Genomic DNA, 16200 nt, shown 5'->3' with positions numbered 1-16200 from the left:
ATCTTCAAGCTTGCATATTGTTGCTTTCTAAGGGTTATAATTTGCTTAAAGGCGTGTTTCTAAAAATAAAAAGGCGGCACAGGTTGCCTGTGCCGCCTCGATGACGTCGCAGGCGAAAGATCAGTACTTCCTTACCAGCGGGCCCGGCGCGTAGTCCGGCACGTAGACCGGGGCGGCTGCGCCGATCAGATAGCGCAGACCGATCTTCACATCGTGTGAGGTCAGATCCTTGACCTTGTAGCCATAGGAATCCGAGCAGCCGTTGTTGAAGCAGTTCACCGTACCAGTGCTGAAATTGCCGAGGTTCATGTAGCGATAGCCGACATCCACCTTGAAATTGGCGGTGATGTCGTAGGTGATGCCTGCCTGCAGGTTCCAGGCGAAGCTGGTGGTGTTCTTCGGCCGGGCGATGCCGTAGCCGCCCATGGCGGTGCCGGCGCCGATATCGGTGAAGCCGCTCAGGTGGTGGAAGGCCGAGCCGGCGCCGCCGCCGATATAGGGGGTGAGGCCGTACCAGGTGCCGAGGTCGAAATAGGCGTTGGCCATCACGACGACGGAAGAGACGTTGCCACTGTTGTAGTCGAGGCCCGTGCCGGGCGTGCCGTCGCCGTAGGCGCTGTTATAGACGTCCGTGAAGCTCACGCGGCCGCCGCCACGATACTCGCCGGTCACGTCGCCGCGCAGGAAGCTGTTGAACTGGTAGCCGATGCCGGCGCCGGCGAAGTAGGTGCTGCCGAAAGACTCCCCTTCCGTGTGGTAGCCACCGGGGATACCGCCGCTGGTGCGAAGCGCGATTCTGTCGAACTCCGTCGCGCCGACGCCGACATCGCCGCGCAGGTACCAGCCGCCGCCGACCTCGACGGGGATGGGCGCGGGCGGGGGCGGCGGCGGAGGAAGCAGATCGGCGGCGTAGGTGAGGCTGGGGGCGGCGACGCTCGCGAGGAGCGTGAGGCACCCCGCCAGTGCGGAGAGCGTGGGGCGGCTCATGGACTGTCCTTCACTCGTCGTGCAGCGCCGGAATCCGAGAGCCGGCCATCAGAAGACGCGTGTGACTTTGCTCCGCTTCGGTTAAGTCCAGCTTAACGTTAAAAACTAAGCTTGACGAAGCGCTCGCTCGTCCAAATGCTTCTGCGACAAGCGGGCGGCGCGGCCGCCCGCCGCCCCATGATCTCAGGCGGCCGCGCGGGCCACCGCATCGACGACCTCGTCGACGACCTCCGCCACCAGGTCGTGATCGTCGCCCTCGGCCATCACGCGGATCACCGGCTCGGTGCCGGAGGGGCGAATGACGAGCCGGCCACCATTGCCGAGGCGCTGCTTGGCCTGGGCGATGGCGGTGACGACCGAGTCGGCCCGCAGGGGCTCGCCGGAGCGGAAGCGGACGTTCTTGAGGATCTGCGGCAGCGGGTCGAAACAGTGGCAGACCTCGCTCACCGGCCGCTCCAGGCGCTTGACCACGCTGAGGAGCTGCAGGGCGGCCACCAGTCCGTCGCCGGTGGTGGCGTAGTCGGACATGATGATGTGGCCGGATTGCTCGCCGCCGAGATTGTAGCCATGCTCGCGCATGTGCTCGAGCACGTAACGGTCGCCGACCGCGGTGCGAGCCAGGGTCAGGCCGAGTCCGCCGAGATAGCGCTCCAGGCCGAGATTCGACATGATTGTCGCCACGAGCCCTGGCTGGGTCAGCCGCTCGTCCTCTTTCCAGGAGCGGGCGACGACGGCCATGAGCTGGTCGCCATCGACCTTCTGGCCCTTCTCGTCGACGATGAGCACCCGGTCGGCATCGCCGTCCAGCGCGATGCCGACATCGGCGCGCAGCTCGCGCACCTTGTTGATGAGGGCGTTCGGTGCGGTCGAGCCGACGTCACGGTTGATGTTGAAGCCGTCGGGCTCGACGCCGATGGAGATCACCTCCGCGCCGAGCTCCCACAGGGTCTCCGGGGCGACGCGATAAGCGGCGCCGTTGGCGCAATCGACCACAACGCGCAGTCCCTCCAGGGTGACGTGGCGGGGCAGCGTGCGCTTGGCGAACTCGATGTAGCGGGCATGCACGCTCTCGATCCGCTTGGCCCGGCCGAGATCCTGCGCGCCGGCGAGGCTCTTGCGCATGTCGCCGTCGATCAGCGCCTCGATCTCCAGCTCGACCTCGTCGGAGAGCTTGAAACCGTCCGGACCGAACAGCTTGATGCCGTTGTCCTCGAAGGGATTGTGCGAGGCGGAGATCATCACGCCGAGATCGGCCCGCATGGAGCGGGTGAGCATGGCAACGGCCGGGGTTGGCATCGGACCGAGAAGGAGCACGTCCATGCCGACCGAAGTGAAGCCGGCGACGAGGGCGGTCTCGATCATGTAGCCGGAGAGGCGCGTGTCCTTGCCGATGACGACCCTGTGGCGGTGATCGCCGCGCTGGAAGATAACGCCCGCCGCCTGGCCCACCTTGAGGGCGAGCTCCGGCGTGATCACGCCATTCGCCCGTCCGCGCACGCCATCGGTTCCGAAATATTTCCGCACGTTCTCGATCCCGCTCGCGTGGGCCCCTCGGTGCCCTTTTACCGCAAAGTTCTGGAGGGCTGGTATCGAAGCGTGGCAAATCGATGGTGACCGCATCGGGGCTGCCTTAACCTGTCGGGCATGGGCGGCGATCTCGGCGGGCGTCTGTGGGGCGCATGCCAGGGGCGCGCGTCGTTGCGACGCGCAAGAGGTGACCGCCCTTTGCTGCGTCGCGATTCCTGCCTCCGCTGTGGCCTCAATCGAAGGGGCGGCACCAGATTTCAGGATATGGCTCAAAATTTATCGCGAAGCTTCTTCCGTAGAGATTCTGTCGAAGTCCCAGCTGGTCAGAACTCCCAGTTGATTCCTTCGCGCGCAATTCGCGCGGGAGTTCCGACAATGAGGCTGTTCGGGGGGAATTTCTTTCTGGACACCATTGTTCCCTGACCAACAACGCTGTCTCGACCGATATACGAGCCGCCCCAGAAATGGACCGATCCCGCGCTCCAGACGTGATCTTCCAAGGTAATGTCGCCGGGTGGATTCAATCTTTCGCCTGTAGCGGCGTCAACGATCTTGTGAACATGCGATGATGCGAAATTCGTTCCGGCAGCAATCAAGCAATGCCGTCCGATCGTGATTTTTGCGCTCTCGTGCATATGGATGTTGGAATGGCCGTTGAAGCCCGTTCCCTCCCCGATATCCAGAGATCCGGGTTGAAGGAGGTGGATGTTTACCCCATTGAGCACACAGTTATGATTTATTTTAATAGAGTTGTCGCCTGTAATTTTAATATATAAATGCGCGCAAGCAATAGGGTTTAGGATTTCTATCGTGTTATTTTTGCCAAATATCTCTAATGCACCATTTCCACTTTCTCGCACTGACTCTGGCAAATAGATCTTGTTTGCTCCTGGATATTGCTCGTTGATTGTTATCGGCAAGGTAGCCCCCTCCCTCACGTCACTCTGCCATCATATCTTTCCTGTTCAATCCGGTGAAGTGGGTTTTCATTTCAAAATCGGCATAATATTATCTGAAAATTGATTTTCTGATTTTATGATATCATATAGATGCTTTGTGAATTAGCGGCCCTGGAATTCGAAATACGCTTGTCGTGCCAAGGATCGCTCTGATAAACCAAAAGTCCCACGGCATTGCCTTGTCTGCTCTATTCAGAGACCGGTCCGGCGCTCGTGAGGGCTGCGCGCCCCGCTCGCGAAAAACCCCGTCTGCGGGATCGCCCTCGCCTTCCGCCCGCGCTTGTGCTGAAAGGGCGCGGCCTTTCCCTCCGGACGAGAGACCATGCTTCGCCGCCTCTACGCGTGGATCCTCGCGCTCGCCGCCAAGCCCTCCGCCCCTTGGGCGCTCGCGGCGGTCTCTTTCGCCGAGAGTTCGTTCTTCCCGGTGCCGCCGGACGCGATGCTGGTGCCGATGGGGGTGAGCCGGCCGGACCGGGTCTGGTTCTACGCTGGCATCGCAACGGTCGCCTCGGTGCTCGGCGGGCTGCTCGGCTATGCCATCGGCGCCCTCCTGTTCGATTCGGTCGGGCAGTGGCTGTTCAACCTCTACGGACTCGCCGACAAGGCCGAGACCTTCCAGGCCTCCTACGCCAAATACGGCCACTGGGTGATCCTGCTCAAAGGCCTCACTCCGATCCCCTACAAGCTCGTCACCATCACCTCGGGCTTCGCCCATTACGACCTGTTCTGGTTCGTGCTGCTGTCGCTGATCACCCGCGGCGCCCGCTTCTTCGTGCTGGCGGGGCTGCTCGGCCGCTACGGAGTGAGCATTCGCTCGGTGCTCGACCGGCACCTGAACGTGGCCGTGGCCTTGTTCGCTGCGGTGGTGATCCTCGGCTTCGTCGCCTTCAAGGCGATGCTGTAATGCGGCCGACGCTCCGCCTCGCGGCGCTCGCCGTCGCCCTCGCCGCAGCGCTCACGGTGGGTGGCGCCCTCGTCCTGGAGCATGGCTTCGGCTACGTGCCGTGCAAGCTCTGTCTGCAAGAGCGCATCCCGTACTACGCCGTCGTCCCGGTGGCGTTGCTCGCTGCGATCCTGCCGGCGCGGGCGGCACGGCTGGCCCTCGGCTTCTGCGCGCTGGCTCTGCTCTACGGCGCGGCTCTGGGCGCCTACCATGCCGGGGCGGAATGGGGTTTCTGGCTGGGTCCGAGCGATTGCGGGGGCGGCGCCGGGGCTACCCCCGCCGATGTCGGCGACTTCCTGAAGAACCTCGACTCGGTCCGGGTGGTGGATTGCAGCACGGCGGCCCTGCGCGTCCTCGGGATTTCCCTCGCCGGCTGGAGCGCGCTGATCTCCCTGGCCCTCGCCGCACTGTCGGGCAGCGCGGCGCTTCGCGCGCGGAATTAGCTCTCGATCGGCCCGCACCAGCCTGGCAGGTAGCCGGCATCCTGGGACTTGGCGAGCGCCAGCGCCTCCTCCACGGCCTGGGTGAAGTCGTGCTCGACTTGCTTGCGCTTGAGGTTGCGCCGCAGGAAGTCCGCCCAGAGGAACTCGCTGAACGGGGTCGTGTCCTTGGCGAAGCCGCCGGCCCGGCGCAGCTCGCCGGCGAGGCTGCGGAAGGGATCGTCGGACAGGTCGCTGATCGCCTTCGGGATGTCGGAGAAGCCGACCCGCACGCCGTCCGAGTCGTAAGGGTGCACCCAGGATTTGTGATCGGCCACCGTCCAGAAGGCGTCCTTGTCGAGCTTGTGCAGGTCGGCCACCACGGTCACCAGCACACTCTCGACGCCCTCCTCGAGCAGTGCCCTGGACAGGTGGTGGTGATCGATGACGTAATGGCGCTTTTTCGGTCCGAGCAGGGTCGGGATCATGTGCGAGCCGAGGAAGGCGGCCTTCTTCTCGGGATCGTGCTCGCGCCAACGCCTGCGCTTTTCCTCGACCTCGCGGTAGCCGACGGTCATCTGCGTCGGGCGCAACTCAGCGATCGGCACGGGCTTGAGCAGGGGTTCACGGGGCGCCATCGGACTCACTCCTCCTGAAAGGTCGGCAAGAGGAAGGGCGCAATGCCGCCCACGGCAAGCGGTCGCGCTTCACGTTCCCGGGAGACATTTTCGGGATTTCGGATCCCGGCCGGGATCAGTCCTCGGAGAGGCCGCCGGTCAGTCCCCCCATGGCGCAGACGGTCTTCCATTCCGCATCGGTGACGGGCTGGACCGAGAGGCGGGAATTCGTGACCAGGGCCATGCCCTTCAGGGCCGGCTCGGCCTTGATCGCCTCGAGCGTCACGGGCTTCGGCATCGCGGTGACGGCGCGGACATCGACCATGCCGAAGCGGCCGCTCTCGTCGGTGTGGTCGGGGTAATAGGGCCGGATCACCTCGACGATGCCGACCACCGCCTTGCCCTCGTTGGAATGATAGAAGAAGCCGCGCTCGCCGACCCGCATCGCCTGCATCTGGTTCTTGGCAAGGTGGTTGCGCACGCCGTTCCAGAAGGTGCCCGCCTCCCCGGCCTCCACCTGCTGGTCCCAGGACCAGGTCGAGGGCTCGGACTTGAACAGCCAATGGGCCACGGGCGCGTCTCCGGAGGCGGCAACAGGCCTTCGCTCTAGCCGGGGGGCGAGGCCTGTGCCAACAGGCGCGAAGCGGATGCAGCCGGCTCCGGAAATGCCTATCTACAGGCGGATGCGGCCCGTCCGCGCCGCCGCATCCGTGAAGCATCCCCGCGAAGCAGAGAGACCATGCCGCAAGCCGTCGCCGGCCCGGAGATCGAGCGCCTGATCCAGCTGCTTGCGCGCATGCCGGGGCTCGGCCCCCGCTCGGCCCGTCGTGCCGCGCTCCAGCTCATCAAGAAGCGGGAGACCCTGCTCGGGCCGTTGGCGGAGGCGATGCGCGTCGCCTCCGAGCGGATCGTCACCTGCACCTCCTGCGGCAATGTCGATACCAGCGATCCCTGCACCGTCTGCCGGGACGAGAACCGGGATCCGACCACCCTCGTCGTGGTGGAGGACGTGTCCGATCTCTGGGCGCTGGAGCGCTCCGGCGCGGTGAGCGCCCGCTACCACGTGCTCGGCGGCGTGCTCTCGGCCCTGGACGGGGTGCGCCCGGAGCATCTCAACATCGACAGGCTGGTGGAGCGGGCCTCCGACCCCCGGGTGCGGGAGGTGATCCTCGCCCTCAACGCCACCGTCGACGGCCAGACCACGGCCCATTACGTGACCGAGGCCTTGCGTCCCCTGAACCTCACCGTGACCCGGCTCGCCCATGGCGTGCCGGTGGGCGGCGAGCTCGACTATCTCGACGAGGGCACCCTTTCGGCGGCGATCCGCAGCCGCACGGCGTTCTAACCATTCCGTCCATTTGACCCGTTCCGGCACGGACCGTATTGCCGGAAATCGCCTCCCGACAGCCCGGCCCGAGCCATGACCATCCGCCCTCTCGTCATCCTTCCCGACGCTCAGCTCCGCCTGACCTCCGAGCCGGTGCAGACGGTGACCGCGGAGATCCGCGAACTCGCGCAGGACATGATCGAGACCATGTACGACGCCCCCGGCGTCGGCCTCGCCGCGATCCAGATCGGGGTGCCGAAGCGGGTCGTCACCATCGACACCTCGAAGGACGAGGACGCGCGCAATCCCACCGTCTATCTCAATCCGGAGATCGTCTGGGCCTCGGAGGAGAAGCGGGTCTACGACGAGGGCTGCCTGTCGATCCCCGAATTCTACGGCGAGGTGGAGCGGCCGGACCGGGTGCGCGTGCGCTACATGAACCTCGACGGCCAGATCGTGGAACAGGAGGCGGACGGCCTGCTCGCCACCTGCCTGCAGCACGAGATCGACCATCTCAACGGCGTGCTCTTCATCGACCACCTGTCGAAGCTGAAGCGCGACCGGGTGATGAAGAAATTCGCCAAGGCGGCCAAACGCGACGCTGCGGCCTGAGGCTCCCATGCGCGTCGTGTTCATGGGCACCCCGGACTTCGCGGTGCCGACCCTCGCGCGCTTGCATGCGGATGGGCACGCCGTCGTCGCGGTCTATACCCGCGCGCCGGCCAAGGCCGGGCGCGGCATGGCGCTGAAGCCCTCGCCGGTCCATGCAAAGGCCGAGGCCCTGGGGCTGCCGGTGCTGACGCCCTCGACCCTGAAGACGCCGGAGGCCGCAGAGACCTTCGCCGCGCATGCCGCCGACGTCGCCGTCGTCGTCGCCTATGGGATGCTGCTGCCGCAGGCGATCCTCGATCTGCCCCGGCACGGCTGCCTGAATCTGCACGGCTCGCTGCTGCCGCGCTGGCGCGGCGCCGCCCCGATCCAGCGGGCGGTGATGGCGGGCGACGCCGAGAGCGGCGTCGGCGTGATGCGCATGGAGGCCGGGCTCGATACCGGCCCCGTCGCTCTGGAGGCTCGTCTCCCGATCGAAGAGGGCATGACCGCGGGCGAGCTCCACGACGCCTTGATGCCGCTCGGCGCCGACCTGATGGGCCAAGCCCTCGACCGGCTCGGGCGCGAAGGTCTCACCTTCGTGCCGCAGTCGGAGGAGGGCGTGGCCTACGCCCACAAGATCACCAACGAGGAGGCGCGGATCGACTGGTCGCGCCCGGCCCATGAGGTGGCGCGCCACATCAACGGGTTGTCGCCCTTCCCCGGCGCCTTCTTCGAAGCTGATCTCGGCAAGGGCTCGGAACGGGTGAAGGTGCTGCGGGCGCTGCCCGCGGAGGGCTCCGGCGCGCCGGGCACGCTGCTCGATTCCGCCGCCACCCTCGCCTGTGGCAGCGGCGCCGTGCGCCTCGTCGAACTGCGCAGGGCCGGCAAGGGGGGCATCGCCAGTGGCGAGGACTTCCTGCGCGGGGCGCGGCTGGCGCCGGGGGCGCAGGTCGGGTGAGGGCCTGACATGCCCCGCTACAAGCTCGTCATCGAATATGACGGCGCGCCCTTCTGCGGCTGGCAGCGGCAGGCGGAAGACCCGACCGTGCAGGGCGCGATCGAGGCTGCCGTGACCCGCTTCTCCGGAGAGGAGGTACGCCTGACCTGCGCCGGCCGCACCGATGCCGGCGTGCACGCGACCCATCAGGTCGCTCATCTCGACCTCGCCCGGGACTGGCGCACCGACACGGTGCGCGATGCGCTGAACGCCCATCTGCGCCCTCAACCGGTCGCGGTGGTCTCGGCGGAGGTGGTGCCGGAGAGCTTCGACGCCCGCCACTCGGCGATCCGCCGGCACTACCGCTACCGCATCCTCAACCGGCGCAGCCCCGCCGCCCTGACCCGGGCCCATGTCTGGCACGTGCCCTGGCCCCTCGATGTCGGGCTCATGCAGTCGGCGGGGAACAGGCTCCTCGGCCGGCACGACTTCTCCGCCTTCCGCGCCGCCGAGTGCCAGGCGAATTCTCCCGTGCGCACCCTCGAACAGCTCGACGTGATCCGGCAGGGCATGGGGCTGCACGAGGAGATCGTGGTCGCGACTTCCGCCCGCTCCTTCCTGCACCATCAGGTCCGCGCCATGGTCGGTACCCTGATGCTCGCTGGCTGCGCCCGCCTCAGCGCCGACGACGTGGCCGAGATCCTGGCCACCAAGGCCAAGCACCGCTGCGGCCCGCTGGCCCCGGCCTGCGGACTGACGTTTGTGGGCGTGGATTACGAGGGGAAGTAAGCTTCCAGCACCCGCCCGTAGATCGCCGTCAGCCGCTCCAGATCCGCCACGGCCACCCGCTCGTCGACTTGGTGCATGGTCTCGCCCACGAGGCCGAACTCGATCACCGGGCAGGCATCCTTGATGAAGCGGGCATCCGAGGTGCCGCCCGTGGTGGAGAGCTGGGGCCGCAGGCCGGTCTCCGCCTTGATGGCGTCCGTCACCAGATCGACGAAGCGGTCGGGCTCGGTGAGGAAGGCGGGGGCGTTCGAGGGCTGCAGGTCGAGGCTGAAGCGCACGGCGTTGCCCGCGGCCGCTTCCAGCCGCCCGCGGATCTCGGCACCGAGGCTGTCGGCGGTCCAGGTATCGTTGAAGCGGATGTTGAACACCGCCTTGGCCGAGGCCGGGATCACGTTGGTCGCCGGGTTGCCGACATCGATGGTCGTGAATTCGAGGTTCGAGGCGTCGAAATGCGCGGTGCCGCCGTCGAGCGGATCGGCGATCAGGACCGAGGCGAGGCGCAGGAGGCCGGGAATCGGGTTCTCGGCCCGATGCGGATAGGCGACGTGGCCCTGGCGCCCGTGCACGGTCAGCGTGCCGGTGAGCGAGCCGCGCCGCCCGATCTTGATCATCTCGCCGAGGGTGGTCGGGTTGGTTGGCTCGCCGAGCAGGCAATGGTCGAAGCGCTCGCCCCGGGCCCTGGCCCAGTCGAGGAGCTTCACGGTGCCGTTGATCGCCGGCCCCTCCTCGTCCCCGGTGATGAGGAAGCCGATCGAGCCAGAGAAATCATCGCCTCGCGCTTTCAGGAAGGTGAGCGCGGCGGAGAGCATGCAGGCGATGCCGCCCTTCATGTCCACGGCACCGCGGCCATAGAGCTGGCCGTCCGCGATGTTGCCGGCGAAGGGGCCGTGCGTCCACTGCGCTTCCGCTCCCGTGGGCACCACGTCGGTATGGCCGGCGAAGAGCAGGTAGGGGGCGCCTGTGCCGAAGCGGGCATAGAGGTTCTCGATGGCCGGCGTCCCCTCGGCCGAGAAGATCGGCCGCTCGACCGCGAAGCCTGCCTCCGACAGCAGGCCGGCCAGGAGCGACAGGGCGCCCCCCTCCTCCGGGGTGACGGAGGGACAGCGGATCAGCGCCTGGGCGAGGGCGAGGGGGGAGGTGTCGGTCATCATGTCGGTCTCGAGCCTGATGCTGGCCTAGGCCGCACGGCGAGCCGGCGCAACGGCGCTTCCTTGTCGGCCCTTCGCGGCTTACATCCCTCTCATGGCCCTCTCGTCCGACGAAATCGAACGCTATGCCCGCCACCTCGTGCTGCAGGAGGTGGGTGGCCCCGGCCAGGCGAAGCTGAAGGCGGCCCGGGTGCTGGTGGTGGGAGCCGGCGGCCTCGGCGCGCCGCTGATCCAGTATCTCGCCGCGGCCGGCATCGGTACCATCGGCATCGCCGACGACGACACGGTCTCGCTCTCGAACCTGCAGCGGCAAGTCATCCATGGCACGCCCGATCTCGGACGGCCGAAGGTGGAGAGCGCGGCCGAGGCCGTCGCCCGCCTCAACCCTCATGTCACGGTCGAGGCGCACCCCTTTCGGCTGACGGCGGAGAACGCGGCCGGGCTGATCGCACGCTACGACCTCGTCGCCGATGGCTCGGACAATTTCGCGACCCGCTACGCGGTCTCGGATGCTTGTTTCCGGGCGCAGCGCCCGCTGGTGACCGCAGCGCTCGGGCGCTTCGACGGCTCGCTCACCACGATCCGCGCCCATGAACGCGGCCCCGATGGCAGCCCGAACCCGACCTATCGCTGCCTGTTCCCGAACCCCCCTCCCCCCGGCGCGGTGCCGGCCTGTGCGGAGGCTGGTGTGCTCGGGGCGCTCGCCGGAGTGATGGGCTCGCTGATGGCGATGGAGGTGATCCGCGCCGTGACCGGCTTCGGAGAGCCGTTGGTCGGGCGCCTGCTGATGGTGGACGCCCGCTCCATGCGCTTCGAGACCCTGGCCTATGCCTGTGACCCGGAGAACCCGCTCAATGGAGACCGGGCAGGAGCGGCGGCTTAGAAGCGGCGATCACGCCTGCCTCGAGGCAGCACTTCTTGTACTTCTTGCCGCTGCCGCAGGGGCAGGGATCGTTGCGGCCGATCCCCTTGTAGGGATTCGTCACCGGCTGACCCGCCGCCTCGTCGGTCCAGGCCAGGGCCGTTACCGGATCGTCGAGATAGGCGTAATGGCTCGGCTCGAAGCTGCTCAGATCCGGCGGCGCGGCGCTCGCCTGCCGCAGCGCCTTCCGGAACCAGGCCGCATCGCTGTACGCGTCCGTGATGCGCCCGTCCCGCCGCGCGGCCTCCGCGCGGGGCGCCAGCCCGGCGAGGCCGAGATAGGCGATCGTCTCTTCCCAGCCGATCCAGGCGGGATCCTCCTCCACCGCCGCCCGCCCCTCGTCGAAGCGCACGAGCACGGCCGTCGCGGCCTCGCGTGAGATGCGACCCTGCCGGGTCAGGAAGCCGAGCGCGGCGAAGGCGGAATTGCGCACGAAGCCGTCGACGGTGCTGTCGAGGATCAGCCGGCCGAGTCCGGCGGCGTCATCGTCGAAGCAGGAGGCGAGGATCGCGGGCAGCGTCTCGGTGGTGGCGTCGCCGAGGAGGGCGTCGATGGCCTCGCCGTCGCTGCGCAGGAAGCGCAGCAGCGGTGCGAGGACCCGGGTATCGCGTGCGGCGGCGAGGGCGTGCAGTCCCCAGAACAGCAGGTTCGCCTCGCCGTCGTCGAGGCAATCCGGATCGCCGGCCGCCTTGTCGAGCAGGGCGAGCACCGGCTCGGCGATGGCCTCCGGCTGCGCGACCGCCCGTTTCAGGGCCTCCACCGGACGGTAGCGCTCCTCCGAGAGAACCGCGACGAGATCCGCGTCCATGGCCGCTCCTTGTCGTGTTCGCGGGCGGTGCGAGGGGCGGATTGCGCCCCTCTGCATCGCGCTCCCGGTCAGGCCCGCAGGGTTGCGCCGGTCTTCTTGGCGACCTCGGCGACGATCTTGGCGCTCACGGCCTCGATCTCGGCATCGGTCAAGGTCTTGTCGATCGGCTGAAGCCGGACTGCCACCGCAACCGACTTCGATCCCTCCGGCACGCCCGGTCCCTCGTAGAGATCGAACACGTCGACGCCCACGATCAGTTTACGCTCGGCGGCCTGCGCCGCCTTGAGCAGATCGGCGGCGGCAACGTCGCGGGAGACGACGAAGGCAAAGTCGCGGGACACCGCCTGAAGATCCGAGAGGGCGAGCGGCGGCTTCACCTTGGTCGGCTTGTATTTCGGCAGGGGCAGCGCATCGAGCACGATCTCGAAGGCGACCAGCGTCCCCTTCAGGTCGAGGGCCTTCATCACCCGGGGATGCACCTCGCCGAAATGGCCGACCACGCCCTTCGGCCCGAACTGGAGCGTGCCGGAGCGGCCGGGATGCAGCCAGGCCGGGCCGCCAGCCACGACCTGTAGGCCGCCGGTCGGTACGCCCAGGGCCGCGACGAGGGCGAGGGCGTCGGCCTTGGCCTCGAAGGCGTCCACGGCTTCGGCCGTGCCGCTCCAGTGGCGCCCGCCACCCTCGTGGCGGGCATTGCCGCGGCGGATGCCGGCGGCGCGGATGCTCTGGCCCTCCGGCTGGTCGTTGGCGAAGCACTGCCCGACCTCGAACAGGGCCACGTCGCCGAAGCCGCGATCGGCGTTGCTCTGGGCGGCGCGCAGCAGGCTTGGCACCAGACTCGGGCGCATGTCGGAGAGATCGGCCGCGATCGGGTTGGCGAGCGCGAGATCCGCGCCGCCGCCGCCGAAGAGCACGGCATCGTCATGCGGGATGAAGGACCAGGTCACCGCCTCCAGCATGCCGCGGGTCGCCAGCGCCCGCTTGGCGAGGCGCGTGCGCTTCTGCAGCACGGTGAGCGTCGGCTTGACGATCGTGGCCTCCTTGCGCGGCAGCGGCTTGGACTCGATGCGATCGAGCCCGGCGATGCGCACGATCTCCTCGACGAGATCGGCCTTGCCTTCCACGTCCGGCCGCCAGGAGGGAGTGAGCACCTTCACCCGGTCGCCGGAGCCGGCGAGATGGAAGCCGAGAGACTCGAGGCTCACCTTCATCTCGGCCCGGGACAATTCGATACCGGCGAGGCGACGCACCTCCGTCCAGGGAAAATCGATGATGTGCTCGTTCTCCGGGACGTCGCCGGCGACGGTCGCCTCGCTCGGGGTGCCGCCGCAGAGGTCGAGGACGAGGCGGGTGGCGAGGTCGAGGCCCGGCAGGGCGAAGGCCGGATCGACGCCGCGCTCGAACCGGTAGCGAGCATCGGTGACGATGCCGAGCCGCCGTCCGGTCCTGGCGATGTCGCGCGGGTCCCAGAGGGCGGATTCGATGAGCACGTCGGTGGTGCCCTCGTCGCAGCCCGAGGCCTGCCCGCCCATGATGCCGGCGATCGACTCGACGCCGCGCTCGTCGGCGATCACCACCGCGTCGTCGAGGCGGTAGGTCTTGCCGTCGAGGGCTTCGAGCGTCTCGCCGGGATGGGCACGACGGACCACGAGGCCGCCCGCGACCTTGTTGGCGTCGAAGACGTGGAGGGGCCGTCCCCGGTCGAAGGTGACGTAGTTGGTGATGTCGACCAACGTGTTGATCGGGCGCAGGCCGATGGCGCGCAGGCGCTTCTGCATCCATTCCGGCGAGGGGCCGTTCTTCACGCCGCGCACGAGCCGCAGGGCGAAGAGCGGGCAAGCGCCCTCGTCGCCGGGGCCGAACTCGCGGCGCACGCTCACCGGGCAGGCGCCCTCCCCCCGCACCGGCGGCAGAGGCGCGGATTTCAGGGTGCCGATACCGGTGGCGGCGAGATCCCGGGCGATGCCGTGGATCGAGGCGCAGTCGGAGCGGTTCGGGGTCAGGTTGATCTCGATGACCGGATCGTCGAGCCCGGCCCAGAGGGCATAGGGCGTGCCGATCGGCGCATCGGCGGGCAGGTCGAGGATGCCGTCATGATCCTCGCTCAGGCCGAGCTCGGCCCCGGAGCAGAGCATGCCGCGGCTCTCGACACCGCGAATGGTGCCGACGGAGAGGGTGATGTTCTTACCCGGCACGTAGGTGCCGGGAGGCGCGAAGACCGAGAGCATGCCGGCCCGGGCGTTCGGCGCGCCGCAGACGACCTGCAGCGGCTGGCCGTCGCCGGAATCGACGGTGCAGACCCGCAGCCGGTCGGCATTGGGATGCTGCTCGGCGGTGAGCACCTTGGCGATGACGTAGGGCCGCAGGTCGGCCGCCTTGTCGGCGATGCCCTCCACCTCCAGCCCGATCCGCGTCAGCGTCTCGGCGATGGTCGCGAGCGAGGCCTCGGTGTCGAGGTGGTCCTTGAGCCAGGAGAGGGTGAACTTCATCGGTCCTGTCCTTCGGCACGCGGGCGTGTCGCGACGCGCCCGGCCGGCGAGGAAGAGAAAGGCGTCGGCGTCAGGCGGTCAGCCCGCCCACAAGGCTCGGCACGTCGAGGGGACGGAAGCCGTAATGCTCGATCCAGCGCACATCCGCCTCGAAGAAGGGGCGCAGGTCCGGCATGCCGTATTTCAGCATGGCGATCCGGTCGATGCCCATGCCGAAGGCGAAGCCCTGGACCTGATCCGGGTCGAGCCCGCAATTGCGCAGCACGTTCGGGTGCACCATGCCGCAGCCGAGGATCTCCAGCCAGTCGGTGCCCTCGCCGAAGCGGATCTCACCGCCTTTGCGCGAGCACTGGATGTCGACCTCCGCCGAGGGTTCGGTGAAGGGGAAGAAGGAGGGCCGGAAGCGCATGGTCACGCCCTCGACCTCGAAGAAGGCCTTGCAGAACTCCTCCAGCACCCATTTGAGGTTCGCGATATTGGCGGAGCGGTCGATCACCAGCCCCTCGACCTGATGGAACATCGGGGTGTGGGTCTGGTCGGAATCGTGCCGGTAGGTGCGGCCGGGGATGATCACCCGCAGGGGCGGCTCCTGGGCGCGCATGGTCCGGATCTGCACCGGCGAGGTATGGGTGCGCAGCACCTTGCGCTTGCCGAGATGGTCGGGCGCCAGGAAGAAGGTGTCGTGCATCTCCCGCGCCGGGTGCCCCTCGGGGAAGTTGAGCGCAGTGAAGTTCAGCTCGTCCGTTTCGACGTCCGGCCCCTCGGCGACGGAGAAGCCCATATCGGCGAAGATCGCGGTGATCTCGTCGATGACCTGGGAGATCGGGTGGATGCGACCGCGCACCTGCGGCGCCTCGCGCAGGGGCAGTGTGACGTCGACCCGCTCCGCCTTCAGGCGCGCCTCGAGGGCGGCTTCCGCCAGGGCCTCGCGCTTGGCTGCGATCGCGCCGCTGACCCGGTCGCGCAGGCCGTTGATCAGGGGGCCGCGCTCACGCCGCTCCTCCGGGCTCATGGCGCCCAGAGTCTTGAGCAGCTCCGAGACGCTGCCCTTCTTGCCCAGCGCGGCGACGCGCACGGCTTCCAGGGCCGCCTCGTCACCGGCCTGCCCGACCTGCCCGACGAGGTCGCGTTCGAGAGCGTCGAGATCCATCACCGCTGTCCTTCGAGATCGTCGCGGGTGCTTTTGCGCGTCGCGCGCCATCCTGCAAGGGCGGCGTCGCGACGGGAGGGCCCGGCCGCGCGGTGTGGCCGGAAAAGAGAAAGGCGCGGCGCTGTCCGCGCCGCGCCTTTCTGGAAAACGTCGGCTCCGCCCGTCCGGGCGGAATCCGGATCAGGCAGCCTTCGGGAGCGCGGCCTTGGCCTTCTCGACGACGGCGGCGAACGCGGCCGGCTCGTGGATGGCGAGCTCGGAGAGCGCCTTGCGGTCCACCTGAATGCCCGACTTCGACAGGGCGTCGATGAAGCGGGAATAGGTCAGGCCATGCTCGCGCACGGCGGCGTTGAGGCGCTGGATCCAGAGGGCGCGGAAGGTGCGCTTCTTGTTCTTCCGGTCGCGGTAGGCGTACTGGAGACCCTTCTCCACCGCCTGCTTGGCGATGCGGATCGTATTCTTGCGGCGGCCGTAATAGCCCTTGGCGGCCTTCAGAACCTTCTTGTGCTTCGCGTGACTGGTCACGCCACGCTTGACGCGGGCCATGGGAGATCTCCTGGAATTCTAGAAAACAGATTCGGCGTTTG

At 67.8% G+C, this 16200-nt stretch carries 17 protein-coding genes; 7 read left to right on the top strand and 10 right to left on the bottom strand.

Annotation, left to right across the window (positions count from 1 at the left end):
* Positions 1–120: 120 nt before the first annotated feature.
* The 3 genes from MFF21_RS04685 to MFF21_RS04675 all read right to left on the bottom strand — a co-directional run bounded on the left by MFF21_RS04685 (position 121) and on the right by MFF21_RS04675 (position 3434).
* On the bottom strand, positions 121–987 hold the full coding sequence (locus MFF21_RS04685) for an outer membrane protein (protein ID WP_238310034.1): 867 nt from the start codon (positions 985–987) through the stop codon (positions 121–123).
* 183 nt (positions 988–1170) lie between these two features.
* Positions 1171–2511, bottom strand: a complete 1341-nt coding sequence (gene glmM / locus MFF21_RS04680) for a phosphoglucosamine mutase (RefSeq protein ID WP_238310033.1) — start codon at positions 2509–2511, stop codon at positions 1171–1173.
* A 326-nt stretch (positions 2512–2837) separates the two neighbouring features.
* Positions 2838–3434 (bottom strand): acyltransferase, encoded by a 597-nt coding sequence (locus tag MFF21_RS04675; protein ID WP_238310032.1) that lies wholly within the window; start codon positions 3432–3434, stop codon positions 2838–2840.
* A gap of 361 nt (positions 3435–3795) precedes the next feature.
* Between MFF21_RS04675 and MFF21_RS04670 the strand changes: the two genes are divergently transcribed.
* Both MFF21_RS04670 and MFF21_RS04665 read left to right on the top strand, forming a co-directional pair.
* On the top strand, positions 3796–4377 hold the full coding sequence (locus tag MFF21_RS04670; RefSeq protein WP_238310031.1) for a YqaA family protein: 582 nt from the start codon (positions 3796–3798) through the stop codon (positions 4375–4377).
* Positions 4377–4859, top strand: coding sequence for a disulfide bond formation protein B (locus MFF21_RS04665; RefSeq protein ID WP_238310030.1), 483 nt, complete (start codon positions 4377–4379; stop codon positions 4857–4859). The genes MFF21_RS04670 and MFF21_RS04665 overlap by 1 nt, the downstream gene beginning before the upstream one ends.
* On the opposite strand, the gene MFF21_RS04660 is transcribed toward MFF21_RS04665, so the two are convergent.
* Both MFF21_RS04660 and MFF21_RS04655 read right to left on the bottom strand, forming a co-directional pair.
* The gene (locus MFF21_RS04660; protein ID WP_238310029.1) at positions 4856–5473 is read right to left on the bottom strand and encodes a ParB-like protein; all 618 of its coding nucleotides are present in this window, start codon (positions 5471–5473) and stop codon (positions 4856–4858) included. The two genes, MFF21_RS04665 and MFF21_RS04660, sit on opposite strands and share 4 nt — an antisense overlap.
* 115 nt (positions 5474–5588) lie before the next feature.
* Positions 5589–6023 (bottom strand): EVE domain-containing protein, encoded by a 435-nt coding sequence (locus MFF21_RS04655; RefSeq protein ID WP_238310028.1) that lies wholly within the window; start codon positions 6021–6023, stop codon positions 5589–5591.
* 168 nt (positions 6024–6191) lie between these two features.
* Here MFF21_RS04655 and recR point away from each other — a divergent pair, with 168 nt between their 5' ends.
* The 4 genes from recR (at position 6192) to truA (ending at position 9096) form a co-directional block, all read left to right on the top strand.
* Positions 6192–6797, top strand: a complete 606-nt coding sequence (gene recR / locus MFF21_RS04650; RefSeq protein WP_238310027.1) for a recombination mediator RecR — start codon at positions 6192–6194, stop codon at positions 6795–6797.
* Between the two features lie 75 nt (positions 6798–6872).
* Complete coding sequence (locus MFF21_RS04645) at positions 6873–7391, top strand: peptide deformylase (RefSeq protein ID WP_238310026.1); 519 nt, start codon at positions 6873–6875, stop codon at positions 7389–7391.
* Positions 7392–7398: 7 nt separating this feature from the next.
* Complete coding sequence (gene fmt, locus MFF21_RS04640; protein ID WP_238310025.1) at positions 7399–8328, top strand: methionyl-tRNA formyltransferase; 930 nt, start codon at positions 7399–7401, stop codon at positions 8326–8328.
* A gap of 9 nt (positions 8329–8337) precedes the next feature.
* Entirely contained in the window at positions 8338–9096 is a 759-nt protein-coding gene (truA, locus tag MFF21_RS04635; RefSeq protein WP_238310024.1) for a tRNA pseudouridine(38-40) synthase TruA, read from the top strand.
* Here truA and dapE read toward each other — a convergent pair.
* The gene (dapE, locus tag MFF21_RS04630; protein ID WP_238310023.1) at positions 9081–10247 is read right to left on the bottom strand and encodes a succinyl-diaminopimelate desuccinylase; all 1167 of its coding nucleotides are present in this window, start codon (positions 10245–10247) and stop codon (positions 9081–9083) included. The two genes, truA and dapE, sit on opposite strands and share 16 nt — an antisense overlap.
* Positions 10248–10338: 91 nt before the next feature.
* Between dapE and MFF21_RS04625 the strand changes: the two genes are divergently transcribed.
* Positions 10339–11127 (top strand): HesA/MoeB/ThiF family protein, encoded by a 789-nt coding sequence (locus MFF21_RS04625; protein WP_238310022.1) that lies wholly within the window; start codon positions 10339–10341, stop codon positions 11125–11127.
* On the opposite strand, the gene MFF21_RS04620 is transcribed toward MFF21_RS04625, so the two are convergent.
* From MFF21_RS04620 to rplT, 4 genes are all read right to left on the bottom strand, one after another.
* On the bottom strand, positions 11096–11974 hold the full coding sequence (locus MFF21_RS04620) for a DUF1186 domain-containing protein (protein WP_238310021.1): 879 nt from the start codon (positions 11972–11974) through the stop codon (positions 11096–11098). The genes MFF21_RS04625 and MFF21_RS04620 overlap by 32 nt on opposite strands.
* Before the next feature lie 68 nt (positions 11975–12042).
* Positions 12043–14463 (bottom strand): phenylalanine--tRNA ligase subunit beta, encoded by a 2421-nt coding sequence (pheT, locus tag MFF21_RS04615; RefSeq protein WP_238310020.1) that lies wholly within the window; start codon positions 14461–14463, stop codon positions 12043–12045.
* A gap of 70 nt (positions 14464–14533) precedes the next feature.
* The gene (gene pheS, locus MFF21_RS04610; RefSeq protein ID WP_238310019.1) at positions 14534–15613 is read right to left on the bottom strand and encodes a phenylalanine--tRNA ligase subunit alpha; all 1080 of its coding nucleotides are present in this window, start codon (positions 15611–15613) and stop codon (positions 14534–14536) included.
* A gap of 180 nt (positions 15614–15793) precedes the next feature.
* A complete protein-coding gene (rplT, locus tag MFF21_RS04605) occupies positions 15794–16159 on the bottom strand; it encodes a 50S ribosomal protein L20 (protein ID WP_238310018.1) in 366 nt (121 codons plus the stop codon).
* Positions 16160–16200 lie beyond the last annotated feature (41 nt).

It is taken from the genome of Methylobacterium organophilum, assembly GCF_022179465.1.
GTDB lineage: Bacteria > Pseudomonadota > Alphaproteobacteria > Rhizobiales > Beijerinckiaceae > Methylobacterium > Methylobacterium organophilum.
This window is presented reverse-complemented; position numbering and strand designations above follow the sequence as displayed.